At 43.8% G+C, this 25,513-nt stretch carries 25 protein-coding genes; 5 read left to right on the plus strand and 20 right to left on the minus strand.

Going from position 1 to position 25,513, the window contains the following annotated elements:
- Positions 1–77: 77 nt before the first annotated feature.
- The 14 genes from efeO to ACAM39_RS08005 all read right to left on the minus strand — a co-directional run bounded on the left by efeO (position 78) and on the right by ACAM39_RS08005 (position 13,105).
- Positions 78–980, minus strand: coding sequence for an iron uptake system protein EfeO (gene efeO / locus ACAM39_RS07940; protein WP_369627280.1), 903 nt, complete (start codon positions 978–980; stop codon positions 78–80).
- Positions 981–1,184: 204 nt separating this feature from the next.
- Entirely contained in the window at positions 1,185–1,940 is a 756-nt protein-coding gene (gene pstB / locus ACAM39_RS07945) for a phosphate ABC transporter ATP-binding protein PstB (protein ID WP_060995484.1), read from the minus strand.
- 61 nt (positions 1,941–2,001) lie between these two features.
- Positions 2,002–2,871 carry a phosphate ABC transporter permease PstA gene (pstA, locus tag ACAM39_RS07950; protein ID WP_007117173.1) on the minus strand — a complete coding sequence of 290 codons (870 nt, stop codon included), beginning with the start codon at positions 2,869–2,871 and terminating at the stop codon, positions 2,002–2,004.
- A 17-nt stretch (positions 2,872–2,888) separates the two neighbouring features.
- The gene (pstC, locus tag ACAM39_RS07955) at positions 2,889–3,839 is read right to left on the minus strand and encodes a phosphate ABC transporter permease subunit PstC (RefSeq protein WP_369627281.1); all 951 of its coding nucleotides are present in this window, start codon (positions 3,837–3,839) and stop codon (positions 2,889–2,891) included.
- A 140-nt stretch (positions 3,840–3,979) separates the two neighbouring features.
- Positions 3,980–5,137 (minus strand): phosphate ABC transporter substrate-binding protein PstS, encoded by a 1,158-nt coding sequence (gene pstS, locus ACAM39_RS07960; RefSeq protein ID WP_369627282.1) that lies wholly within the window; start codon positions 5,135–5,137, stop codon positions 3,980–3,982.
- A gap of 401 nt (positions 5,138–5,538) precedes the next feature.
- Entirely contained in the window at positions 5,539–5,898 is a 360-nt protein-coding gene (crcB, locus tag ACAM39_RS07965) for a fluoride efflux transporter CrcB (protein ID WP_315264215.1), read from the minus strand.
- Between the two features lie 19 nt (positions 5,899–5,917).
- The gene (gene tsaD / locus ACAM39_RS07970; protein WP_315264217.1) at positions 5,918–6,979 is read right to left on the minus strand and encodes a tRNA (adenosine(37)-N6)-threonylcarbamoyltransferase complex transferase subunit TsaD; all 1,062 of its coding nucleotides are present in this window, start codon (positions 6,977–6,979) and stop codon (positions 5,918–5,920) included.
- A gap of 50 nt (positions 6,980–7,029) precedes the next feature.
- Positions 7,030–7,602 (minus strand): hypothetical protein, encoded by a 573-nt coding sequence (locus ACAM39_RS07975; protein WP_369627283.1) that lies wholly within the window; start codon positions 7,600–7,602, stop codon positions 7,030–7,032.
- A 65-nt stretch (positions 7,603–7,667) separates the two neighbouring features.
- The gene (locus tag ACAM39_RS07980; protein WP_369627284.1) at positions 7,668–8,393 is read right to left on the minus strand and encodes an ABC transporter permease; all 726 of its coding nucleotides are present in this window, start codon (positions 8,391–8,393) and stop codon (positions 7,668–7,670) included.
- Between the two features lie 11 nt (positions 8,394–8,404).
- On the minus strand, positions 8,405–9,124 hold the full coding sequence (locus ACAM39_RS07985) for an ABC transporter permease (RefSeq protein WP_313423462.1): 720 nt from the start codon (positions 9,122–9,124) through the stop codon (positions 8,405–8,407).
- 229 nt (positions 9,125–9,353) lie between these two features.
- Positions 9,354–10,274 carry a transporter substrate-binding domain-containing protein gene (locus ACAM39_RS07990; protein WP_369627285.1) on the minus strand — a complete coding sequence of 307 codons (921 nt, stop codon included), beginning with the start codon at positions 10,272–10,274 and terminating at the stop codon, positions 9,354–9,356.
- A 90-nt stretch (positions 10,275–10,364) separates the two neighbouring features.
- Positions 10,365–11,171 carry an ABC transporter substrate-binding protein gene (locus tag ACAM39_RS07995; RefSeq protein ID WP_369627286.1) on the minus strand — a complete coding sequence of 269 codons (807 nt, stop codon included), beginning with the start codon at positions 11,169–11,171 and terminating at the stop codon, positions 10,365–10,367.
- A gap of 77 nt (positions 11,172–11,248) precedes the next feature.
- Positions 11,249–12,055, minus strand: a complete 807-nt coding sequence (locus ACAM39_RS08000; RefSeq protein ID WP_369627287.1) for a transporter substrate-binding domain-containing protein — start codon at positions 12,053–12,055, stop codon at positions 11,249–11,251.
- Positions 12,056–12,310: 255 nt separating this feature from the next.
- On the minus strand, positions 12,311–13,105 hold the full coding sequence (locus tag ACAM39_RS08005) for an ABC transporter ATP-binding protein (protein WP_007117184.1): 795 nt from the start codon (positions 13,103–13,105) through the stop codon (positions 12,311–12,313).
- A gap of 246 nt (positions 13,106–13,351) precedes the next feature.
- Between ACAM39_RS08005 and ACAM39_RS08010 the strand changes: the two genes are divergently transcribed.
- The gene (locus ACAM39_RS08010; RefSeq protein WP_472828205.1) at positions 13,352–14,647 is read left to right on the plus strand and encodes a glutamate-5-semialdehyde dehydrogenase; all 1,296 of its coding nucleotides are present in this window, start codon (positions 13,352–13,354) and stop codon (positions 14,645–14,647) included.
- A gap of 220 nt (positions 14,648–14,867) precedes the next feature.
- Here ACAM39_RS08010 and ACAM39_RS08015 read toward each other — a convergent pair whose 3' ends face one another.
- Entirely contained in the window at positions 14,868–15,467 is a 600-nt protein-coding gene (locus tag ACAM39_RS08015) for a GNAT family N-acetyltransferase (protein ID WP_369627288.1), read from the minus strand.
- A 337-nt stretch (positions 15,468–15,804) separates the two neighbouring features.
- On the opposite strand from ACAM39_RS08015, the gene truD reads away from it, so the two are divergent.
- On the plus strand, positions 15,805–16,884 hold the full coding sequence (gene truD / locus ACAM39_RS08020) for a tRNA pseudouridine(13) synthase TruD (protein WP_369627289.1): 1,080 nt from the start codon (positions 15,805–15,807) through the stop codon (positions 16,882–16,884).
- A gap of 16 nt (positions 16,885–16,900) precedes the next feature.
- Here truD and ACAM39_RS08025 read toward each other — a convergent pair whose 3' ends face one another.
- From ACAM39_RS08025 to ACAM39_RS08040, 4 genes are all read right to left on the minus strand, one after another.
- Complete coding sequence (locus ACAM39_RS08025; RefSeq protein ID WP_369627290.1) at positions 16,901–18,250, minus strand: GGDEF domain-containing protein; 1,350 nt, start codon at positions 18,248–18,250, stop codon at positions 16,901–16,903.
- A gap of 346 nt (positions 18,251–18,596) precedes the next feature.
- Positions 18,597–19,121 (minus strand): C40 family peptidase, encoded by a 525-nt coding sequence (locus tag ACAM39_RS08030; RefSeq protein WP_076776333.1) that lies wholly within the window; start codon positions 19,119–19,121, stop codon positions 18,597–18,599.
- A 418-nt stretch (positions 19,122–19,539) separates the two neighbouring features.
- A complete protein-coding gene (locus ACAM39_RS08035; RefSeq protein ID WP_369627291.1) occupies positions 19,540–20,241 on the minus strand; it encodes an IS1 family transposase in 702 nt (233 codons plus the stop codon).
- A gap of 113 nt (positions 20,242–20,354) precedes the next feature.
- Positions 20,355–21,080, minus strand: a complete 726-nt coding sequence (locus ACAM39_RS08040) for a YggS family pyridoxal phosphate-dependent enzyme (protein WP_369627292.1) — start codon at positions 21,078–21,080, stop codon at positions 20,355–20,357.
- Between the two features lie 245 nt (positions 21,081–21,325).
- Between ACAM39_RS08040 and ACAM39_RS08045 the strand changes: the two genes are divergently transcribed.
- Together ACAM39_RS08045 and ACAM39_RS08050 are read left to right on the plus strand one after the other, a co-directional pair.
- Complete coding sequence (locus ACAM39_RS08045) at positions 21,326–22,375, plus strand: type IV pilus twitching motility protein PilT (protein WP_128680027.1); 1,050 nt, start codon at positions 21,326–21,328, stop codon at positions 22,373–22,375.
- Between the two features lie 89 nt (positions 22,376–22,464).
- On the plus strand, positions 22,465–23,616 hold the full coding sequence (locus tag ACAM39_RS08050; RefSeq protein WP_369627293.1) for a PilT/PilU family type 4a pilus ATPase: 1,152 nt from the start codon (positions 22,465–22,467) through the stop codon (positions 23,614–23,616).
- A gap of 71 nt (positions 23,617–23,687) precedes the next feature.
- Here the strand turns inward: ACAM39_RS08050 and ACAM39_RS08055 are convergent, their stop codons facing one another.
- Positions 23,688–24,224 carry a GNAT family N-acetyltransferase gene (locus ACAM39_RS08055; protein ID WP_369627294.1) on the minus strand — a complete coding sequence of 179 codons (537 nt, stop codon included), beginning with the start codon at positions 24,222–24,224 and terminating at the stop codon, positions 23,688–23,690.
- A gap of 125 nt (positions 24,225–24,349) precedes the next feature.
- On the opposite strand from ACAM39_RS08055, the gene ribF reads away from it, so the two are divergent.
- Positions 24,350–25,363 carry a riboflavin biosynthesis protein RibF gene (gene ribF / locus ACAM39_RS08060; protein ID WP_369627295.1) on the plus strand — a complete coding sequence of 338 codons (1,014 nt, stop codon included), beginning with the start codon at positions 24,350–24,352 and terminating at the stop codon, positions 25,361–25,363.
- The last annotated feature ends 150 nt before the right edge of the window (positions 25,364–25,513 follow it).

Here is a 25,513-nt window from a genome sequence, read left to right on the forward strand (position 1 = left end):
TGCCTCTAACACCGTACTGACCTTTTTATTGCACCCTAAAACCGTAAAGTGAAGCAATTTTTTGCTTCACCTTTCACTTATTGCAATACAATGCCCATCTGCGCTAAGGGTTCGCCGAGTTTATTCACCGCTTCGGCTAGCGCCTTGGTATCTGCAGGGGTTAACTCTTTATAGGATTTATAGTCTTGTTGCCCGACTTGGTGTTTGGCAAGTAGTTGGTTGACTGCGCCAAATTTTTGCTCAAGCTCTGTGACTAACGCTGGGTTTTTGGCTTGGATTTTTGGTTTTAAAATGGCAAATATTTTCTCTGCGCCTTCAATATTGGCTTTAAAATCATACAAGTCTGTGTGCGAGAAAATTTCTTCTTCGCCGGTGATTTTGCTCGTTGATACTTCATTGAGCAAATCTACTGAACCTTGCACCATCAAGTCGCCTGTCACCTCCGCCGTTGGAATTTTGGCGTGCAATTCTTTGACATCTGCAATCAGTTGTTTACCCAGTTTTTCGGTGCCTTTGGTGGTGTTTTGTGTCCACAAGATTTTTTCAATCGCATGGAACCCTGTCCATACTTCATTGGGCTCAAGGTCGGCTTCACGGTTATCGATACGTGGGTCAAGGTCGCCAAAACTTTCAGCAATCGGCTCTGAGCGCTCAAAATACATGCGCGCTTTTGGGTATAACGCCTTCGCCTCTTCTAATTTACCCGCTTCGAGCAATGCGACAAATTTTTGGGTATCGGCGAGCAAGCTATCAATTTGGGTTTGCACCCAAGCTTTGTATTCCGCCGTTTCTTTACTCATATCAACTGAGCTCTGTGCTGACGCTGTGACTGCAGAAGCATTGCTCGTTGCAGGCGCTGTTGCGGCACTACTTGCAGCAGGTGCTACGTCGGTTTTTTGCTCGGTTTTTTGACAAGCCGTCAATAGTAATGCAGATATCGTTAGGGGTAATATTGATAAAGTAAAAGTACGGCTCAACATAAAACATCCTTAAAAGTAAATACGAATAAATAATAAAAAAAATAATGACAATTTGCGAATTATAGTGTAAATGAGAATCGTTATCAATATTTATTTTACTTTGATATGCTTAGAAGTTTAGGCAAAAAAATACCCCGCACCAGCGAGGTAGCGAGGTATTGTGATTGACTAAATGACGCGCAGATAGCCTAATAACAAAATAGCTTAGCCGAATTTACCCGTGATGTATTCTTCTGTTTCTTTACGGTCTGGGTTGGTGAACATTTTATCAGTATCCCCCATTTCCATCATTTCGCCCAAGTACATAAACGCGGTATAGTCAGACACCCGTGCCGCTTGCTGCATGTTGTGGGTAACGATGGCGATGGTGTAATCATTTTTTAGGTCTGAAATCAAATCTTCAATTGAGCCTGTTGAGATAGGGTCAAGTGCCGAGGTGGGTTCGTCTAGTAGCAATACTTCAGGACGGGTTGCCACACCGCGGGCGATACACAGACGTTGCTGCTGACCACCCGACAATGACAGACCCGATGCTTTAAGTTTATCTTTAACTTCAGTCCACAGTGCCGATTTTTTGAGCGCCCATTCAACGCGCTCGTCTAGTTCAGCGCGGCTTAAGCTTTCGTACAGACGCACACCAAATGCCACGTTGTCATAGATTGACATCGGAAATGGCGTTGGTTTTTGGAATACCATACCCACGCGAGCGCGCAGCAAGTTGACGTCCACCGATTTATCCAAGATGTTTTGTCCATCTAGGTTGATTTCGCCCGTGGCACTCATGCCGGGGTATAGGTCATACATACGGTTGAAGGTACGCAGTAACGTTGATTTACCACAGCCTGACGGTCCAATAAACGCGGTAACTTTTTTGTCAGCGATATCGATGTTGATATTTTTAAGGGCTAAAAATTTACCGTAATAAAACTCTAGATTACGAATTTGCATTTTTGCGGTCATGATGAATACCTTAATAAATTTTGTTTGATACTAGCAAATAGCTTTAATCTTCTATTGATCATCAATGTGATGATTGCTCTTTACCACTGAGCGCACGTGCCAAAATATTCAATGTTAATACTGCCAAGGTGATGAGTAACGCACCTGCCCAAGCCAATTGGTTTGAAATAGGGTATGGTTGGCTGGCGTATTGATAAATCACGTTTGGTAAGTTGGCAATGGGTTGACCCATATCGGTACTAAAGAATTGGTTATTGAGCGCGGTAAATAGTAAGGGTGCAGTCTCACCTGAGATACGTGCAAATGCCAGTAAGATACCTGTTAATACCCCAGTTTTGGCAGCACGCAGAGTAACGGATGTTACCAGTTTCCATTTTGGCGTCCCCAACGCATAAGCCGCTTCGCGCAGTGTATTGGGAATAAGACGCAGCATATTTTCGGTGGTACGTACCACCACAGGAATAACCAATAGCGCTAAAGCCATTGCACCTGCCCAACCTGAGAAGTTACGACCTTGTACCATCAAAGCAAAAATAAATAGACCAATCACAATCGAGGGTGCGGATAGCAAAATGTCGTTCATAAAACGGGTGACTTTACCAAGCCAGCTGTTTTCAGCAAATTCAGCCAGATAAATACCTGCCATGATACCAATCGGCGTACCGACTACAAGCCCTAATCCTGTCACCATGATTGAGCCGATAATCGCATTGCGAAGACCGCCAATTTCGTTTGGCGATGGCGTGTCTTGAGTAAAAATAGGCATGGTCAATAACGCATGCGAGCCTGATAAAAACAATTTGAATAAAATTAAACCTAAGAAGGTCAAGCCAAATACAATGGACAAACCGGCAAATACCAGTCCTAAAGCATTACTTAAACGGCGGCGTTTGTAGATGGCGTTGTTACGATTCATATTGGTAGTAGTCATAGTATTCCCCAGCGTCCTTATTTTGTACCCGCATTTTTATCCATACGACTGAGCATCAATTTTGAAATCACCAGTACAATAAAGGTAATGATAAATAGTAAGAAACCTAAATGTAGTAGCGATGATTGGTGCAAGCCTTCAGACTCTGCAAATTCATTTGCCAATGCCGAGGTGATTGACACCCCTGACTGGAACAAACTTGGACTGACATTATAAGCGTTACCAATAACAAAGGTGACTGCCATGGTTTCCCCCAATGCGCGACCCAATCCCAAAATGATACCGCCCACCACACCGGCTTTGGTATAAGGCAACACCACGTATCGCATCACTTCCCAAGTGGTTGAACCCAAACCATAGGCAGATTCTTTAAGCATCTTTGGCGTAATGGAGAAAACGTCACGCATGACCGATGCAATAAACGGGATAATCATGACGGCCAAAATCAAACTTGCGGTGAACAGACCAATACCCATCGGCGCACCTTGGAATAAACGACCCACATAAGGCACATCACCCAAATGGTCAATCAGCCAAGGCTGGATATGCTCTGAAAACCAAGGCGCAAATACAAAAAATCCCCACATACCATAGATAATTGAAGGGATACCCGCTAACAACTCAATGGCAACACCCAAAGGACGTTTTAAAAAATTGGGGCAAAGCTCTGTCAAAAACATGGCAATACCAAAACTTACCGGCACCGCAATCAAAATGGCAATGACAGAAGTCACTAGCGTACCATAGATTGGTGCCAGTGCGCCGTATACATCCATCCCTGTATCCCAGTCTTTACTGGTATAAAAGTTAATGCCAAACGCTTTCATACTTGGCAATGCACCAAGCAATAGTGAGATTAAGATACCACCTAACAACAACAGCACGATAAACGCAAAAAGACGAGTCGCGTTGACAAACAACCAGTCTAATTGTTTTTGCTTTGCGAGTTTTGCGTGTAAATCCGACATAAGAACCCAGCCATCAAAAAATAGTTTTAGTTTACTAATTCTAGAAATTTGAAAAAAAAACGTAGAGCATTAACTTGTTTATTGCTCTACGTATCGTTTGACATGCCTAACCCTGTTAACTGTTAACCATCATCATGAGATTATTTTGCCGCTGACGCAGTTGCTGTGGCAGCATCTGAGCTAAATAGTGGCTTACCATCAGCCCCTACAACTTTCTTCCACTCTTCACGGAAGATAGCTTTGCTTTCTGCTGAAAATGGTACAAAGTCCAGTGATTTTGCTAGCTCATCGCCGCTTGAATACGCCCAGTCAAAGAATTTAAGGGTATTTTTGACGTTTTCTGGGTTGGTGGGTTTAGTATGGATTAAGATAAATGTTGCCGCAGAGATTGGCCAGGCATTTGGGTCTGCTTGGTTAGTCAATACAATGTTAAAGCCTGGTGTACCTTTCCAATCTGCATTACCTGCAGCGGCAAAGCTTTCAGCCGATGGTTGTACAAAGTTACCTGCTGCGTTTTTAAGCTGAGTATGCGACATTTTGTTTTGTTTTGCGTAAGCGTACTCAACATAACCGATTGAGTTTTTGGCACGAGCGACGTTACTTGCCACGCCTTCGTTACCTTTACCACCTGCACCTGTGGCAGCGGTTGGCCATTTAATGGATTTATCTACACCTGGACCTGCTTTCCATTCTGGTGATACAGCGGCTAAGTAGCTTGCAAAGTTAAAGGTTGTACCTGAACCGTCAGAACGGAAAATCGTCGTGATTGGCGCATCTGGTAATGTCACGCCTGGGTTTAATGCGGTAATCGCTGGGTCATTCCATTTAGTGATTTTACCCAAGTAGATATTGGCAAGGGTGGCACCGTCTAGTTTTAATTGACCGGGTGCAACACCCTCGATGTTAACAACCGGCACAACACCACCGATAACGGTTGGGAACTGGATTAAACCGCTTTTATCCAACTCTTCTTTGCTTAAAGGCGCATCCGACGCACCAAAGTCAACGGTATTGGCTTGGATTTGTTTGATACCACCTGATGAACCGATTGATTGGTAGTTCACTTGACCGCCAGTGGCGTTCTTGAACTCACCTGCCCATTTAGCATAAATAGGTTGTGGGAAAGAGGCGCCTGCACCTGTGATGGTAAATACGGCGTTTTTGTTGCTACCTGTAGCGCCTGTCGCAGTGCTTGACGTTGCTGAGGCACCCGCTGCTTGATTGTCTGCTTGTTTGTTGCCACAAGCGGTTAATGCTAAGGTCGATGCTACGACAACACTTAATAATGAATAACGCATGGATAGCTCCTAAAAACGTTTTTTGAGTTTATAATGAAACTGCCTGAATGAAATAAATGTCACCAACGGTACGATTTAACTTTCTTTGGTTATTTTCACTAGGATAGCTTAAAGATGATATAGCTCAATGCTGACCGATTTAACTGTCATCACAATAACCATCATTCGGTTTGTATAAAAATTGTGTATATGATTACAAAGAAATGTGACAGTATCATGACAATTTGATGACTGACCGATTGCGCACGGTATAAGTAGACTAGATAAGTACATTTAACTTAAACTCGCTTATCGGTTCGCAAAGCCTTGAAAAGCTTTGCGACTTTTAGCGGTGCATGGGAAAGAGGCAATTAACCATTTAATGGCTTGTTAACTTAATGGCTTGTTAAGTTAACAACTTCTTAACTTAGTAGCTTAAGACTATAAAAACCAATGGCAGTCGCAACCAAGGTTAAAAGCACATGGATGCCAATCAAGGCTAAACCTTGCCATACCTTGCCGGTATTCAACAAAGTAAACACTTCGGCACTAAAGGTACTAAACGTTGTCAGTCCCCCCAAAAACCCAGTGGTGATAAACAGTCGTAAGTTTGGGTGCAACTTTTGGGTGAGTACCAGGGCAAATCCCATCAACAGCCCGCCTAGTACATTGGCAAATAGTGTGCCATAGGGCAACCAAGGGTGTACGCTATTGAGTCTGGCTAACCACCAGCGCAGCATTGCCCCCAATGCCGCCCCCAGTCCTATCCACAGCCATGGCATCTTCAAGTCCTTGTGGTGGTTATGGGTTAGCTGGATTGACAGCAGGCAGCGTTGTCATATCCCAACGCGGCAAGCAGCTAACCGCTAGCTCATCGTGTTGACCGGCGTTCAAGCGCTGCCACCCGGCAAAGGCAATCATGGCGCCATTATCAGTACACAAGGCAGGCGGTGCATAATGCACGGTGGCGTTGATTTTGGCTAATGCCTCAGCTAACGATTCTCGTAGTTGTTGATTGGCACTCACCCCGCCTGCGATTACCAGCCGTCTCATGCCCGTTTGCTGCAAGGCTTTGACGCATTTTTTCACCAACGTATCGACCATCGCATATTGAAAACTTGCTGCAATATCGGCACGCGTCTGGGCATGCTCAGGATTATGGCTATCGGTTGGATGGTCTTTAATCAAATTATGCACGGCGGTTTTCATACCACTAAAAGAAAAATCCAATCCTTTGCCGAGCATCGGGCGCGGTAATTCATAGGCTAATGGATTGCCTGTTTGCGCCAAGCGTGCAATATTAGGTCCACCAGGGTAGGGCAAATCTAGCATTTTAGCGGCTTTATCAAAGCACTCGCCTGCGGCATCATCAATCGACTCACCTAATATTTCATATTGCCCAATGCCTTTGACCGCCACCAACATGGTATGCCCACCCGACACCAACAACGCAACAAACGGGAAATCAGGCGGATTGGCGCCTAATAGCGGCGCGAGTAAGTGTCCTTCCATGTGATGTACGCCAATCGCAGGAATACCCAATGCCATCGCCAAACTGCGCCCAAATAATGCCCCAGTCATCAAGGCGCCCACCAGTCCAGGGCCTTTGGTAAAGGCAATTGCATCGATATCGGTTTTTTTGAGTTGGCAGTCATCCAGCAGTTGCTGCAACAAGGGCACTAATTTACGGATGTGATCGCGACTTGCAAGTTCAGGGACTACCCCGCCATACGTCGCATGTAGCGCGATTTGACTATACAGTACTTGCCCGACCAAACCTTGATTGGGTTGGTGACGTTGGTCACTATCAAAAATGGCTAATCCCGTTTCATCGCAGGATGTTTCCAGTCCTAGCACACGCATGGTATTTCCTTAAACGATAAATAAACGTCAACATACCGATGGCAAGTTAGTTATTTTTTGCCATCATTGATAATTTTGACAGGAATGGTTAACCCTTTGGCAAAGGGCTCGGCAAAGACATAAGTGTATTGGCTCGGGGCAATTTGCTGGGTGGTATGGATGACAAACGCGCTGTTTTTACCGGCTGTGAGTTCATGTGACACATAGGCAGTACCCAGCTGGTCGAGCACTTTGGATAAGACTTCATTGACTGCCATACCCACCGTTAAATTGTAGCGGGAGGTTTCATTATCCACATGATACATCTCAGCATACGCTTTGACAGGCTCGCTATCGAGCGCAAAGGGGTATTTAAAGCTAGCCTTATCGACTGGCTTAATGCCCGAATCCACCAATGCCCAGTTGATTTGTTTGGGCGCACCGTTTTCGGCAGTTTGGGAGGATACGGTACTGGCAGCAACTACACTGGCAACGTGATGCGGACTTTGAACGCTAGCCACTGTGGCGCTTACTGTGGCACTTGCTGTGCTGTTTTGCGCTGGCTTGTTATCACTGGCAGGTTGACAAGCCGAGAGTAACAACCCACCTATCAGCAAACTTGATATCATAACTGCTTGTTTCACTGGCACGCCTCCAATATATCCAAACTTTTTGTCTAGCTTAGCTTAACTTATCTTAGCTTAGTAGCTTAGGCAGTGACGCCCTCATTACTGACGGGCTGATAAGACAGATGACGATTGATGCGTTTTTCCGCCAATCGAAACATCCCAATCAATAGCCAAGACAATAATAAATAAATGATACCTGAGGCAAAGAACAACTCAAAAACGGTATAAGTTTTTGACATAATCGTCGTTGCCACACCAGTGATATCCATTAAAGTGATGGTCGATGCCAGCGCACTGCCTTTGAGCATAAAAATCACTTCATTGCCATACGCAGGCAGCATGATACCAAAGGCGCGAGGAAAAATAATTCGGCGCAATTTTTGGCTATACGACATGCCAATGGCGTCGGCAGCTTCATTCTCGCCTTTGGGTATTGACTTGATAGCACCGCGGATGATTTCTGCAATATAAGCTGCGGTATTGAGGGTAAAAGCGATGATAGCGCACCAAAATGGGCTCGATAACACACCTGATTTCCACAGCACGGACTCGGTCACCCATTTAAATTGTGACAAGCCATAATAAATCAAAAAGATTTGCACCAGTAGCGGCGTACCCCGAAAAAAGAAAATATACGCAAACGGCAATGCCTGTACCCAAGGTTTTTTTGATAGCCTAGCCAAGGCTAGCGGCACTGCCAACATAAACCCCAATAAACCCGACAACACCACAAGCTCAATGGTGATAATACTACCTTGCAGCAGTTTCGGGATACTATCAATAATAATTTGCCAATTCCAGTTCATTGATGTATCCCCTATTTTGCCATGCCGATTTTTTGCAGGCGTTTTGCATAACGCTCTGCTGGGTTATTGACCCATTCTAGCCACATAATCACACCGGTGATAATGACGGTCAAACTCAAGTACAACAATGCTGCTGCCATATAAAAAGTAAACGGGCTTTGCGTGGAAGTCGCTGCCGTTTTGGCGTGGCGCATGATATCTTCAAGCCCGACCACAGAAACCAACGCAGTATCTTTGAGCAGTACCAAAAACAAATTACCCAGTCCTGGCAGTGCAATACGCCAGACTTGTGGCAACGTCACTCGCCAAAGTATTTGAAATTTTTTCATGCCAATCGCTTGCGCTGCTTCAGCTTGACCTTTTGGAATCTCTTGAAATGCCATACGAAAAGTTTCGGTCGCATACGCACCAAATGCCACAGACAGCGCTGTAACCCCCGCCCAGAACGGACTGACATCCACATATCCGGTATGGCCAAATTGCGATAGAATAAATCCCATCAACATCGAGCCGCCAAAGTAAATAAACATCACTGATAGCAGTTCTGGAATACCACGGATAATGGTGGTGTAAGCGGTGGCGATGGCATTGAGCACTTTAAACCGTGACATCTTAGCGGTCGCGCCCAATAATCCCAAAATCAGCCCAATGACCAAACTAGTCAATGCCAGTTTGATGGTGACCCAAGTGCCACTTAATAATAGCTGCCCAAAACCTTGTAGATCTAACACAATATCGATACCCTGTCTTTTTAACTCTGTTTGTTGACCTATTACCCAAAAAATGCTTAAAACGCAGTTTCACCGTCACATAGACAAAAGGTGATAACGGATATAACCTTTTGCTTTGTTTTTTGCAGGGTGCAATTTTACGTGATTGCCCTATCAAAAACCATCAAAAAAACAAAAAACTGAGTGACTTTTCACCCAGTTTTTGACTGAACCTAAGCGTTTGGTTAAGTTATCTGCTAGTACTTGCCACAGTCGTCGTGGTCGTTGTGGTACTAGAGACCGTGACTGCCACGCTGCTTGCCGCCGCTGTTGTGGTGGTTGCACTACCAAAATATTGGTTATAGATTTTGTCATACGTGCCATTTGATTTTAACGTGGCAATCGCTTTGTTAAATTCTAAACGCAGTGGGTCACCTTTACGCACGATGATACCCATTTTGTCATTGACATCAATCTCTTTACCTTTGATTTCAAAGCCCTTACCTTCTGGCGTGGTCAGCCAATAAGCGGCAGGGGCTTTATCCGAAATCATCATATCTGAGCGCCCTGCTGCCAAGTCCATAAACGCATTGTCCAACCCTTCATACAGGTTTAGCTGGGCTTTTGGGTGATTTTTTTCCATCCACTGGGTAGATAGCGTTGAACGCTGCGCCGCAACTTTATGGCTGTCAATTTGGGCAGGGTCATCCGGATTGATAGGGCTACCTTGTTTGGTCAAAAATACCAATGTATTGGTAAAATAGGGGTCGGTAAAATCGACCTGCGCTTGACGCTCTGGGGTGATAGACATGGCATCAATTACCACGTCATATTTTTTTGCCATCAAGCCTGGCAATAAACCATCCCAATCTTGTGGCTTAATTTCACAGTTGGCTTTCATTTCTGCACACAAGGCCTGCATAAAATCCACGTCAAAACCTGTCAAACTACCATCCGCTTTGGTGATACTAAAGGGTTTATAGGTGCCTTCGGTGGCGATGCGAATGGTTTTGCCCGCCATACTGCTCGATGTCTCTGTGCTGCTATTCACCGTTGTAGAAGCGGCTGTGCTACCCGTCGTTGCCGCCGTTTTTTCTGCAGGTTTTTGACAACCCACCAGCGCTAGACCTGCCAATGCCAAGCTACCCAATAATGAAATATTTGCTTTCACCTGATACTCCTAATTTTTAACGTCTAACACATGACAATTTTTGCTTGTCAGCTTTAACAACACTAACAGGCAAATAAGTTATTTAACGGCTTATTTCGGTAAATCTGCAAAATATTTTTGGCTAATTTTATCGTAAGTACCATTGGCTTTTAACGCCGCCAGTGCGGTGTTGAATTTGCCAATCAATGGATCATTTTGACGAAGGGCAATGGCAATTTTGTCATCAATATTGATCGGTTGACCTTTGACTTCAAAGCCTTGACCTTTGGCGGTTTTTAACCAGGATAAGGCTGGGGCACTATCAGAAATCATCAAATCTGTACGACCCGATTCTAGGTCAAGATAGGCATTATCTTGGGTGTCATACAGTTTTGGGGTGGCTTTTGGGAAGTTTTTGGCTAAGTACTCAGCGGCAGTCGTCGAACGCTGCGCACCCACGGATTTGCCCGCTAGGTCATCAGCGCCTTTTTCTACCCCTTTTTTGCCAATCACAACAAGGTTATTGGTAAAGTATGGGTCGCTAAATGCCACGACTTGGCGACGCTCTGCGGTGTCTGACATCCCCGCCATGATGGCATTGTATTTTTGTGCTTGTAGCCCTGGAATCAGACCATCCCAATCTTGGGAAATCACTTCACATTTTAGTTTGGCTTCAGCACATAGCGCATCTGCCAAATCAATCTCAAAGCCGATTAATTTGCCATTGGCATCTTTATAACTAAAGGGAACAAAGCTTGATTCGGTAGCGATACGAATCTGTGGCATATCTGCGCTTGCTGTGGTGGTTGTGCTACTTGCTGTTGCCGTGTCTGCCGCTTTTTCAGCAGGTTTTTGACAGGCGGTTACCCCCATCAAAATGGCCAACGACGATACACCCAAAACCGATAACTGTTTCATAACAACACCTTTTTGTCAAAATTTGAGGGTCACCCACATCTACTGTGTAAATCTTAAATCGCTCGATACAACGTCAATTAATTACCAAAATGTTGCTTTTGTAATTTTGCCAACTCGCCATTGCTTTGTAGCGCATCTAAGGCTTTGTCAAATTCTGCTTTTAGTGGATCGCCTTTACGAATAGCCATTGCGATGTTATCACCATTATCCATCTCACTGCCTACGATTTGGTAGTTGCTGTTTTGTTTTAGCCATTCGCTTGCGGTTACTTTTTCAGACAATACTGAATCGATACGACCTGATTTTAGGTCAATATAGGCGTTGTCATAGTTGTCATACAATTTGATTTCGTTGGTTTTGCTCAGTTTATCTTGAAGGTACTGTGCCATAGTGGTTGAGCGTTGACCGCCGATTTTTAGCCCTGAAATCGCTTGTGGGTTGAATTTGCTACCTTTGGCAGCGACCCAAACCATGGTGTTTTTAAAATAAGGCGTGGTGAAATCCACTTGCGCTGAACGCTCTGGGGTAATTGACATACCCGCGGCAACCGCGTCGTATTTTCTCGCCATCAAGCCTGGTAAGATACCGTCCCAATCTTGCGCCACGATTTCGCAGTCGAGTTTCGCTTGGGCACACACGGCTTTGGCAACATCCACGTCATAACCGCCTAACGTGCCATCGGCATTGGTGTAGTTAAATGGTTTGTAGGCGCCTTCAGTGGCAATACGAACTTTTTTGCCTGTGCTGGCACTGGCAGCGGGTTGGCTCGCGGCTGCACCTTCTGTTTTTTCAGCAGGTTTTTGACAGGCGGTTAATCCCATGCTAACTGCGCATACCGTTGCCAAGGCGAGTTTTGAGTAGGTTGAATTCAAGGTTGATTGCATGGATATTCCTTACAAATGAAATTTTTGAGTAAAAAGCGATTTAATATCAGGTTTCGCTTTCAGCGATTTCAATATTTAAAATCAATGCGACTAAAATAAATGCGAGTTTACAATTTAGTTAAAATTAACATAAATTAACATTTTTGCAAGTGAAAAACGTATGGAGCAACAATTAAATCAAATAAATTTTTTCCAATGCATAAAACTACAAAACCGCCAATCGCATGGCAATTGACGGCTCATAGGTTGTTTGGATTATTTTTGATGGCTTGCCATAAAGTCTTTCACCCGCGCTGATTGCGGATTGTCAAACACCTGCTCGGGTGTACCTATTTCTTCGATACGTCCTTCATGCAAGAACACCACTTGGCTTGATACATCGCGCGCAAAACGCATTTCATGGGTGACAATCAGCATGGTGCGGCCTTCTTCAGCCAGCGATTTCATCACCGCTAATACTTCATTGACCAATTCTGGGTCGAGGGCAGAAGTTGGTTCATCAAATAGCAATACTTGGGGCTTCATCGCTAGCGCACGAGCAATGGCAATACGCTGGCGTTGCCCACCCGATAAGTTTTCTGGGTAAGCGTCTTTTTTGTCCAGTAGTCCTACGCGTTTTAGTAGTACTTCAGCTTCACTGATGGCTTGGTCTTTGGCGATTTTTAGGACTTGGGTCGGCCCCTCAATGATGTTTTGCAAAATAGTCCGGTGTGGCCATAGATTAAAGTTTTGGAACACAAAGCCCATTTTTGAGCGAAACTGCTCAAGCTGACGCTGGTTGGCGGCAACCAAATCCCCTGATTTATTCGGTTTTAATAGCAATGCTTCATTGCCCAAAAAAACCTCCCCTTGCGAGGGGTTTTCAAGCAAATTTATACAGCGTAGCAAGGTGGATTTGCCCGAACCGCTCGAGCCGAGAATTGAGATGACATCGCCATCATAAGCGGTCAACGATACACCTTTTAGTACTTCAAGCGATCCAAAGTTCTTGTGGATATTGTTAAGTTGCAAGGCTACAGGACGCTGTAAGTTTGGCATAGCATCTGACATGATATTCAATCCAAAATTTGACGATAGGTGGAAAAAAACTGTCTATTTTCGCTTAAAATGCTACTAAAACGCAACTTTTTCTCTCATTTAACTTTATTCTATGGCGTTCGATTTTAGGGCACTGGTCTTTAGCACTTGTTTTTAGATTGAGTCATAACCATTAATTTTTGTCTGTCAAAACTTTCTAAATTCCATTTTTGGATTGAAGTTGTTATGATGAAGCGATGATTATATTAGGGACTGACTATGCAAACCATGACTGATACCAAACATTATATGCAAACCGTGGGACAGCAAGCGCGCGCCGCTTCAGCGATTCTGGCAAAAGCAGACACTGCACTCAAAAATAGCGCCCTGCTCGCTATCTATGATGCCCTGCAACAAGCCAAATCACAGGTGTTGGCGGCCAATGCCACCGATATGCAAAACGGTCAACAAAAAGGACTGGATGACGCACTACTTGACCGATTAGCGCTCACCGATGCGCGTTTTGAAGGCATGTTACAAGGGCTAAAAGATGTCGCCATGCTACCTGACCCGATTGGCGAGGTCACGGATATGACCTTTCGTCCATCAGGCATTCAGTTGGGTAAAATGCGCGTGCCACTGGGCGTGGTCGGGATGATTTATGAATCTCGCCCCAATGTGACCATTGAAGCTGCGTCTTTGGCATTAAAATCTGGCAATGCGATTATCCTACGTGGGGGTTCAGAAGCGTTTTATTCTAACCAAGCATTGGCTGCGTGTGTCAAACAAGGTTTACAAGCGGTTGGTTTGCCAGAAGCGGCAGTGCAAGTGGTGGAAACCACCGACCGCGCGGCAGTGGGGGAACTTATCACCATGAATCGCTATGTCGATGTGATTGTGCCGCGAGGTGGTAAAAGCCTAATTGAGCGTATCAGTAATGAAGCGCGCGTCCCTGTCATCAAGCATCTAGATGGTAACTGCCATACCTTTGTCGATCGCGATGCAAACCTGACTATGGCAACCGCTATTTGCGTCAATGCCAAAACTCACCGCTACGGCACTTGTAATACCATGGAAACGTTGCTGATTGATAGCCAAATCGCTGCGCAAGCGCTGCCGCCAATCGCCAGCGCCATTGTCGCTGCAGACAGCGCCATGCAATTACGCGGCTGCCCAAAAACCTTAGCCATCTTGAGTGATACCACTGAATTAACCGCTCATCTGTCAGCGGCGAGTGAGGCAGATTGGGATACCGAATATTTGGCGCCAATTTTGGCGATTAAAGTAGTCGCCGATATCGACGAAGCCATTGCCCATATCAATAAACATGGCTCACACCATACCGATGCGATTATCACCGAAAACTACTCAAAATCGTTAACATTCATGCGTGAAGTTGACTCTAGTAGCGTGATGGTCAATGCATCAACCCGCTTTGCCGATGGTTTTGAATATGGTTTGGGTGCAGAGATTGGTATCTCTACCGATAAAATCCATGCGCGCGGTCCTGTGGGTCTTGAAGGTTTAACATCGCAAAAATGGATTGTGTTTGGGCATGGGGAAGTGAGAAAATAATAGTTAGTTACCACCACAAAGCCCACTGATTGATGTGGGCTTTTTTTTAATTATTAAACTGGCAAATTACGCAGCTACAGGTTTAAAGATACTAGTTTTAAAGATACTAGTTTTAAAGATACTGATTTGATTTACACTGGTAACCGTCAGCATCGGCTCGCCTTTGCTATCTTGGGTCAGTTTAAATTGTCCATTGAGTGTTGACGGACGCTTTATTTGCTTAAATGGGTTTTTGCAAAAACTCTAAAAATACATCATCGCGTTTGGGGTCGCCATTGTTGCCGTCTCTAGGAAATGCCATCTTCTCCCCTGTCAGTAGATAACCGCGGCGCTGATAATAACTTAACAGCTCTGGTCGATGACTTAAAATCGACATAGATAGATGGGTTAAAGGTAAATAGGTTAAAGGTAAATGGGTTAAGTTTTTGGCGTGGGCGTGTCTAATAGCAAACGTTTCTACCGCAGACAACATGGTATCGCCAATGCCTCTACCTTGCACAGCAGGATGAACCGCAAAAGTGCCAATATACGCCGCTGGCTGATGGTTAATGGGTGAGAAATCCACAGAAATACACCCGAGCAAATCATCGCTATCGTGCGGATTTTCAAACACGAACAGATAAACGTTGGGATTGTCTATCATGGCGGTCATTTCCTCGGGCGTGGTACGAATCCCGCCAATCAAAGCAGCTTCATTGGTCCAGCCTTCATCTGAGCGGTAACAGCGATTGAGCAAAGTTACCAAATTTTCGACGTCTTGTTGCCTGGCAACGCGTAATTGCACAGCGTTTTTATCGATATCGCTATCAGGGTTTTTCATGTTTTTTCTCTTTTTATACTCACATTCGCTAAACATAGGATACATTAAACATTTTGCCAAGTCAGCTAACCGATTTTGCCACCCCATGCACCCAACCCACCTAAATTAAGCACTGTTATTTTATTGAAGATCACTTGATTGAATGGTACTTTATTGTCTATTACTTTGGCATTCAAGCCGTATTTGACGTCATTTTCGTTGCGGTCATATTTTTAACGCCCTACTAACAGACAACAAAGCATGGTTATAGTAAAGCGCTGCTGTAATCGAATCTGTAATCGAGATGGTTTATCAATCATCCATTTGTTAAAATAAACCTTTTGCAAGTAACCCTAGCATGCCAAAACTGCCTTCACCCTATACCCTTGCGATTCAATCGGCGATTTATAAACAACAACCCACTGATTTTATTGTCCATGAAAAACTTGGCATTGAATGCAGCCATACAGGCGAACATCTTTGGCTTCATATTCAAAAAACCCGTATGAATACCAATTTTGTGGCAAAGATATTGTCGCAATGGGCAGGCATCCCACTCAAGGATGTAGGATATTCGGGTCTCAAAGATCGCCATGCGCTGACGACGCAATGGTTTAGTCTTCGCTTGCCAAAAAAAATTGCCCCTGAACCAAACTTTGAGCAATTTGTCCAAACTAAATTAGCTAGCGATGAAACCCTAGAAATACTGGCACAGCATTGGCATCACAAAAAACTGGGTCGCGGTACTCATCAGGCCAATCAGTTTATCATCACCCTACGCGACGTGGTAGGTGAGAAAGCCGCCATCGAGCAACAACTTGCGACCATCAAAACCCAAGGCGTTCCCAATTATTTTGGCGAGCAGCGCTTTGGGCAAGATGCCAATAATATTGATGCCGCTATCGAACTATTCACCCATCATACAATTCAGGGTAAAAAAATTCATCGCAAATTTGACCAAGATAAAATCAGTCTGTATCTGTCGGCAGCGCGTAGTGAATTATTCAATGCCATCTTGGCAAAACGTATCGCGTTGGGCATCTGGAACCAACCACTTGATGGCGACGTGATGAATTTGGCGGGTTCGAACAGTATCTTTGTGGCACAGCATATAGATGATACCATGCTATCAAGGCTACAAAGTGGCGATATCCATTTGACTGCACCGATGTGGGGCGCAGGTGAGTTAAAAAGTAGTGGTAAGGTTAACGCATTAGAATTATCAGTTATCACTGACAATCCCATTTATCAGCAGCTAAGTCAAGGTTTGATTGAGTTTGGTTTAAAGCAGCAGCGCCGCCCCCTGCGTATGCTGCCCAGTAACTTGCAGTGGGTTTGGCAAGACGGTAAGACATTGGTGTTAGATTTTGAATTGCCGGCAGGCAGTTTTGCGACGACGATGATTGATACGCTTGTTGCAAGCTCGGTACTTAACTGATTTTATGAAGGCTGAGTTATGAGGGCTGATTGCTTTGCGTCATCAATAAATAACATTGACCTTTGACCACGCAGTTGCGACCATTGGCTTTGGCTTGCTGCATTGCCAAATCGGAGAATTTGATAATTTGCTCAAGGGCAGGCGGCAGTGCAGGCATGGTCGGTAAACTATGCATATACTCGCGCATATATTCGATAAAACCGCGATTATCAACCGTGCGCTCGCTATCTGCGCCATGATTTTGATAAACACTGGCAATACCCAAGCTTGCGGTAAATCGAATTTCTGTATCAAAAATCCCATATCTCACCACTTGCTTTTCAAACGCTTGGCGCAGCTGCTCTGCCATATCGGCAGCTTGCTCAATCCCGGTATCTGGCAAGATGATACAAAACTCTTCCCCGCCCATACGTCCAAACATCGTCCCTGTCGGCAAGAAGTCTTTTAAGGTATTCGCGGTACAAATCAATGTCGCATCGCCGGCGTCATGACCATATTCGTCATTAATATGTTTAAATTTGTCCAAATCAATATAAATCACACTAAGCGTGTTCCAATCGCTTTTGTGTTGCCATAAATAACTCAAAAAACTATAAATGGTCCGCCGATTGGCGATATTGGTGAGCGCATCGGCTTCTAGCAAATCATAAATTTTGCGGCGCTGAAAACTCATGACTTTCATACCCTGCAAAATACAATATAACGTGACCGTTGCTTTGGCGGTTACCAAAAAGCTAAAAGACAATCCCCAAAGCCAATGACTACGCGCTGCTAAGCTTGGATACAATCTAGGCAGCAATTGCCACCAGTTCATGCTATTACTCATATTAAAAATAAATAACGCAACAATACAACTGACAAATGACACCCAGACCAGTCGCCATCTTAATAGCACCATGCCAAGACCGGTGGCACTAATCAGCATTACACCTTCAAGCGCGCTGTTGTTGCCAATCCAGACGATAAAAAGATTTTCATAAATCAGATAGATGATTACAAAAAAGATTTGGTACTCCCGCCAAAGTCTTGACTGCTCAGGCATGCGGGTAATGACCCACAGTGAATACCCGCAAAACAACACCATTGCGAGTCCCAAATAAGTGATATTTATCATCAAGCTGCGATTAAAAATTTGATTGAACGTCTGAGCAAAGGGAAAGATATCTATGGGCGATGTGATGACAAGAACTGTCGCATACCAAATCAAATGAAAAAATGTCTCAACCAACGCCAATATAATAAACAGCATGAATTTATTGGTATCGTTGACTCTTGGCGAATTGATATATAGCGAAGGTTTAAAGCTAAAAAATTTTAGCGTTTGCTGCAATTGTTCTTTAAAGCTTGGCAAGGCTGTTTGGGTCATAGGATTATTGCAAAATCAATAAGTCTATTAAAAAAGGGCGCCACGCACTGAACAAATCAAGACAGCGATGTCAGTCATTGTCATTCATTGATTAGTTTTAGTCGTTTGCATTTAACTTACCTTAAAGATTATATAAGGTATTATTGCTTCATTCTAATACTTTATTAATGACCCATGGGTAAATGTTTAATTTTTTTTAATTATTATTGACTTATCTATTTTATCAAAATTTCCTCGACAGAATAAAAAAGGTAAGCATTGGCTTACCTTGATCGACAGTTTACAGCGTTTTAACTTTATTGGTTTTTTCAACAATATTCTTTAATAGTAACGTTCTCGATTACACTCAAGCGTCCAAGACACGGCGCGCTGTCACGAATTTGTTGGCCCAATAGCCAGAATCTAAACTTGTAATAGAAATACTTTTGCCCGTTGATGGGGAATGAATAAAACGACCTTCACCGATGTACATGCCCACATGAGAGATACGACCACCCCCGTGAGAGAAAAACACCATATCGCCTGGTTTTAACTCACTACGGTTAATACGTTCACCCACTTGTGCCATGCTGCCTGAGGTACGTGGTAGATTGATGTTGGCGGTTTGTTTATAAACATATTGCATAAAGCCGCTACAATCAAAACCACTCGTTGGGCTGGTACCACCAAAACGATATGGCAAGCCGATGAAGTTTTTGGCTTTTGCAATGAGGCTATCTGCTTTTGAGCCACCCTCTGGATTTTGAGAAACACTTGAGTTAAAGCTACCGAAATATTCTGTGATACCATTGTCGGCATTGGCAGCGGTTGGGGCTAGGCTGAACAAGACACAAGGTAGAGCGGTTAATAAAGTTTTTTGAAGAAAGTTCATAGGGCTTTAATCCGTTCAGAACTTTTATCCGTATATGGGCTATATCAAAATTGATTGCTAGAAGCTAAAAAGTTGATATACGGATAAAAATTACATAACTATTGTATTGGTTACATTCTGTAAAACAACGCCATCATACCAATAAAGTTTTTTGGATGTGGATATCTTTTTTCCATAAAATGTTAAAAAATATTACAATGTAAACTAATTTGCTTACAGAAAGCTTATAGAAAGCATACAGCAATAATTGGGTAATAAAACCATTGATTTGGCACAACATTGGGTTAAATAACCGCCTATTACCCCGTATTTACTTTGGTGTAATGTAAAAAAAGCAGGGGCAATATGTAACTGACCCTGCTTAATAATTGAGTAAAAACTGATAAAAATCGTGGCTGTGGTATAAAAAGTATGCTCACTATACCCAGCCATAATTGACATAGTGAAACAGTAAATCGAATACTTTAAAATGATTTTCTAATTTCTTAGAAAAACAACACGTCTTTCGGAATACACGCCTAAGCCTTTGCCTAAAGCGATTGTTGTTGCCTTCAATATCAACCGTATGGCGTTTACCTACTTGTTTAAAGTCAAAATCAAAGGCGGTTAAAAAACTATCCCAGTTATCACAGCAGATATAGCCAAAGTCAACGCCCATTTTTTCAAGCTTGGCTCTTAGCTCTCTAGCCGTCTTTAGATTACGTTTACCCCATACGAAGGCAACAATCTCACTTGTTTCTGGGTCATAGGCATAAACAAGCCATACCTTGTTTTTCTTGTGCCCCACATATGTCCAAAACTCATCAACTTGCAGTTTTCGATAATACCGTTGTTTGGGTTTTATATCATGGTTTGAATTAACCAAAACGCTTAATACTTTGTACTTGCTAACTTTCTCAATGACAACAATGTCAGCAACACTACAGCCTCGTACTAACATTAAACGTATCTTGTCATCAATATCGCTTTTACAGCCTTGGTAACTTAGCTCCGTTTCATGAATGAATTGTCGATGACAGTCTTTGCATTGATAGTTCTGCTTGCCATAGATTTTCCAGCCGTTTTTCTTTATACTTAAGCCAAGACAGCTTGGGCATCTGATTGTAATTTGTGTCTTCATAACCTCAAATTATCATCTTTTTCTCAAGCTGTCTTTTTTATTTCTACTTCAGCATACTTTTCAAACCACTACCAAAATCGTTAAATTGCTGTCTTTTTACCCCATCATTCGCGCTAATCTCTCGCCCCAAAAATGGCGGTGCCAATACGAACGATGGTGGCACCCGCGGTAATGGCTTGCTTAATATCGCCGCTCATGCCCATTGACAAAGTATCCCACTGTTCAGGATGTGCATGATAGCGCTTGTTTTGCTCAAAAAGCTGTTGGGTTTTGACAAAGGCAGACGCGGAATTTTTGGCAGGGATAATCATCAGTCCCCGCAATTGCAAGTTGGGCAGCTGACTAATCTTTGTCACTAATTCGGGTAACTGGTCTGGCTGGCAGCCTGATTTACTGGCTTCATAGTCAATATTGACTTCGATACAGATATTAAGTGGCGGAAGGTGTTCACCCCTTTGCTCATTGAGACGCTGGGCAATAATTAAGCGATCGACCCCATGCACCCAATCAAAATGCGCTGCCAACTCTTTGGTCTTGTTACGCTGGATATGACCGATATAATGCCACACCAATGGCTGCTCGTTGGCAGTAACGTCTTTGAGTGCGGCGATTTTTGTCACCGCTTCTTGCACATAGTTTTCACCAAAATCCTGCTGACCTTGCTGCGCTAAGGTGCGAATCATCCAGTTGGGTTTGGTTTTGGATACCGCAAGTAATTTGACAGTTGGATTGAGCCTAGCAACGTCAGTTTTCACCTGTTGCCAACGCGCTATCAAGGCTTGGTTTTCAGCGTCTGTTGCGATTGTCGCCGATGGCTGCTGTGCGTCGAATGTTTGCATGGTTAACTTTTCCTGTTGATAGGGGACTAGCTTGATGGCTAACGAGTTAGGGTGAAGTTTTTGGTTTTTTTTGCACTTGTGTGCCCAATTTTCCAATTGAGTTTAACATAAGCTAAAATCAACAAAAAACTATGACCCCTAGTCAGTTTTTTCTGTTTTTTTTGTGGACGGATGATTATAGTATAGCTATCTTTTTTTCCCGCGGCTTTTTTCTATTTTCTTGACCCACCTAAGGATTCGCTATCATGGCAAAGGAATTATCGATTGACGATTTGTTGCGTTTTGCATTCAAAAATAAAGCCTCTGACTTACACATTTCAGCAGGCTTACCACCGATGATTCGGGTAGATGGTGAAATTACCAAAATCAATATGCCACCGCTTGATCACCAAAAAGTGCATAGTTTGATTTATGACATCATGAATGACAAACAACGTGCCGATTATGAAGAGTTTTTTGAAACCGACTTTTCGTTTGAAATTCCCAATGTGGCGCGTTTTCGTGTCAATGCTTTTAACCAAAACCGGGGCGCAGGGGCGGTATTTCGTACCATTCCGTCTGAGGTCTTGACGATGGAACAGCTTGGGATGGGGCCCATTTTTGAGAAAATCTCTAACTACAAACGCGGCGTGGTACTGGTCACCGGTCCAACGGGTTCGGGTAAGTCAACCACCCTTGCTGCGATGATTAACTATATCAATGAAAACCGTAAAGAACATATCTTAACCATCGAAGACCCGATTGAATTTGTGCATCAATCAAAAAAATCCCTCATCAACCAACGGGAAGTGCACCGTGATACCTTAAGCTTTGACGCCGCGCTGCGCTCTGCCCTACGTGAAGACCCCGATGTTATTTTGGTTGGTGAGATGCGTGACCTTGAGACCATCCGCTTGGCATTGACCGCTGCTGAAACAGGGCACTTGGTATTTGGGACATTGCATACCTCATCTGCTGCCAAAACCATTGACCGTGTGGTCGACGTGTTTCCCGCAGCAGAAAAAGACATGATTCGTGCGATGTTATCTGAGTCGCTGCAAGCGGTTATCTCGCAATCGCTACTCAAACGTCAAACGGGTGGCCGTGTCGCCGCGCATGAAATCATGATTGGTACGCCTGCGATTCGTAACTTGATTCGTGAAAACAAAGTCGCCCAAATGTACTCTGCCATCCAAACCAGTGCAGGCGATGGTATGACCACACTCGATCAAAGTCTTCGCGAACTGGTCAATAAAGGCGTGATTAGCAAAGAATCAGCGCGCCAATATGCCAAACAACCGGAAAGCTTTATGTAATTACTGTTTTATAGAAACTATCTTATAGAAACAATGTTTATCAAAACACGGTTTCTTAAAATTTATACAAACAATGCGAGATACCTGTTATGGATTTTGATAAATTACTGCAGCTAATGGTACAGAAAAACGGCTCTGACCTTTTTATCACCGCCGATGCGCCACCCTCAATGAAAGTCAATGGTACTATCATGCCAGTCACCAAGTCAGCGCTGACCCCAGAGCAATCGATGACGCTGGTCAAAAGCGTGATGACGCCTAGTCAAATCAAAGAATTTGATGAAACCCTCGAATGCCAGTTTGCCATTAGTGACAAACACCAAAACGCCCGCTTTCGTGTCTCTGCCTTTGTCCAAAAAGACTGTGCGGGCATGGTGCTACGTAAAATTGAAACCAAAATTCCGACGGTAGAGCAACTCAATCTGCCGCCGATTTTGAATGAAATTGCCATGAAAAAACGCGGTATTGTGCTACTGGTCGGTGCGACAGGTACAGGTAAATCTACCACACTGGCAGCTATGATGGGGTATCGCAACGAGAATTCGCGCGGTCATATCATCACCATCGAAGACCCGATTGAATACGTCCATGAACACAAAGGCTGTATCATCACCCAACGCGAAGTTGGCATTGATACCAAATCATTTGAAGCAGGGTTAAAAAACACCCTGCGTCAAGCACCTGATGTGATTTTGATTGGCGAGATTCGTACCCGCGAAATCATGGATTATGCCATTCAATATGCCGAAACAGGACACTTGGTTTTTGCCACCCTACACGCCAACAATGCCAACCAAGCGATTGACCGTATCATTCACTTTTTTGACGCAGAACATCATGAGCAGATTTTGATGGATTTGTCATTGAACCTTCGCGCCATTGTAGCGCAGCAATTGATTGCCACCCCTGATGGCAAAGGTCGCCGCGCTGCGATTGAAATTTTGCTTAATTCGCAACTGATTGGGGATTACATCCGTAAAGGGGAAATCCACGAAATTAAGCCCGTCATGAAACGCTCTCGCGAACTTGGCATGCAAACCTTTGACCAAGCGTTGTTCGATTTGTATGAAAATGGCGAAATCACTTACCGCGATGCCATCAAACACGCTGACTCACCCAATGATTTACGCCTACTCATTAAGTTAGAGAGTAAATCAGCCAATAAGATTGATGAAAATGAACTAAATTTCTCCCTGCAATATGACGATAATAACGCAGCAAATGAGAAAGCCATGTTCTAACAACAGGCTATTATCTTATAATCACAGTAACTTTGTAACAAAAAAAAGGCTCATATTGAGCCTTTTTTTATCTAATCTACACTTTTTCCCAAAATCACCACATCCGCCATAAAATCTTTCATATCACAAACTTGCTTAAACTTGCCCCATGGCTCAAATCCTAGCTTACTAAACATCGCGAGGCTCGGTGTGTTATGGCCAAAAATCAGCGCAACAACTTGCTGCACGCCACAACTTGGCGCAACTTCGATTAAATAATTGACCAACGCCTTACCCACGCCTTGCCCTTTGGCTTCATCTGCCACATAGATACTGATTTCAGTACTGATATGATAAGCAGGACGCGCGTATAAATCAGATAAACTGCCCCAACCGATGATTTCACCTAAGCTAGTTTGAGAGCTAGTTTCGCAGCTAGTTTGGGCAACCACCAACGGACGATTGCCCGTATGAGCGTCAAACCACGCTTGCCTATCTGCCACGCTCACAGGCTGTAAATCTGCCGTGGCTTGCTTACCTGCGATACTTTGGTTATAAATTTCAACGATGCGCGGTAAATCATCAATCGCAGCGAGGCGAATACTAAGGTTATGATGCGCTGCAGACATAGCTACTCCAAAATCGAACCAAAAAATGCGGCTAAAATTTGCCGAAAAATCTTATTAGCGCGTATGTTAACAACATTTTTACTTTATAATAAGCGATTTCATAAAATTGATAGTTTGCGATGCCTATGAACGTGATTGATTTATCTGACTGGCTAAAAAATCCAACCCTATTACCTGATTCGGTACTGACGATTGGTAATTTTGATGGGGTACATTTGGGTCACCAAGCGATGCTGGATAAAGCCAAATCTTTGGCAAAATCTCAGCAACTTGCCAGTATGGTGATGATATTTGAACCACAGCCGCGTGAGTTTTTTAGCCCGCAAACCGCCCCTGCAAGGCTCACCAATTTGGCAGAAAAAACCCAATTGATTGCTGAACATAGTATCGATAGCTTGATTGTGGCAAATTTTGATAATGACTTTCGGAATTTATCGGCACACGATTTTGCCAAAATGTTGGTCGAATTAAACGTAAAGCATCTGGTATTGGGGGATGATTTTCGCTTTGGGCATGACCGCACTGGCGATAGTGAGTTTTTGCGTGCGTTTGGCTTGCCTGTACAAATTTTGCATACCGTGACCGACCATGCGCATCAAGATGAGCGTGTCAGCTCAACCCGCATTCGAGACTGTTTGCAACAAGGGGACTTGGCAACGGCAAAGCATCTGCTAGGACGAGATTATGCGATTACTGGCATGGTGGAACATGGCGATAAAATCGGCCGCACACTTGATTTTCCCACCGCCAATATTGCCCTAAACCGCATCAAGCCTGCCCTGCATGGGATTTTTGCGGTATCGGTGACCGCTACCGATGGCACAGATTTATCAACACTGGGGAAAAATACTCAAACTGGCGTGCAAGGACTCACCAAAGGCAGTTTGTTTGGCGCTTGCAATGTGGGTACTCGCCCTGCGCTAAAAAATAAGTATGGGGTAGAATGGCGACTGGAAGTCAATTTTCCAAAGTTTGACGGGGATTTGTACGGACGAGAACTGACGGTGACATTTTTGCATTTTTTACATGGGGAAAAAAATTATGCTGGGCTTGACGCGTTAAAACAAGGCATTGCCCAAGACGTGGTGGATTTACTTGATTGGCGTGAGCAGCAAGCCTTTGCAAAATCAGTCCCTTAGGCTGGTGAGCATTGCTATCCTTCAGCAACTATCTTTAGCATTTTCAACTATTTTTAGCGTTGATAGCTATTTTGGTGAGTGAGATTTTTTTGTGACAAACATACCTAGGTCAAGCATGAGATAAGCCAAACCACGCTTTGTCAATCTGCC

The organism is Moraxella sp. K02, assembly GCF_041154755.1.
Lineage (GTDB): Bacteria > Pseudomonadota > Gammaproteobacteria > Pseudomonadales > Moraxellaceae > Faucicola.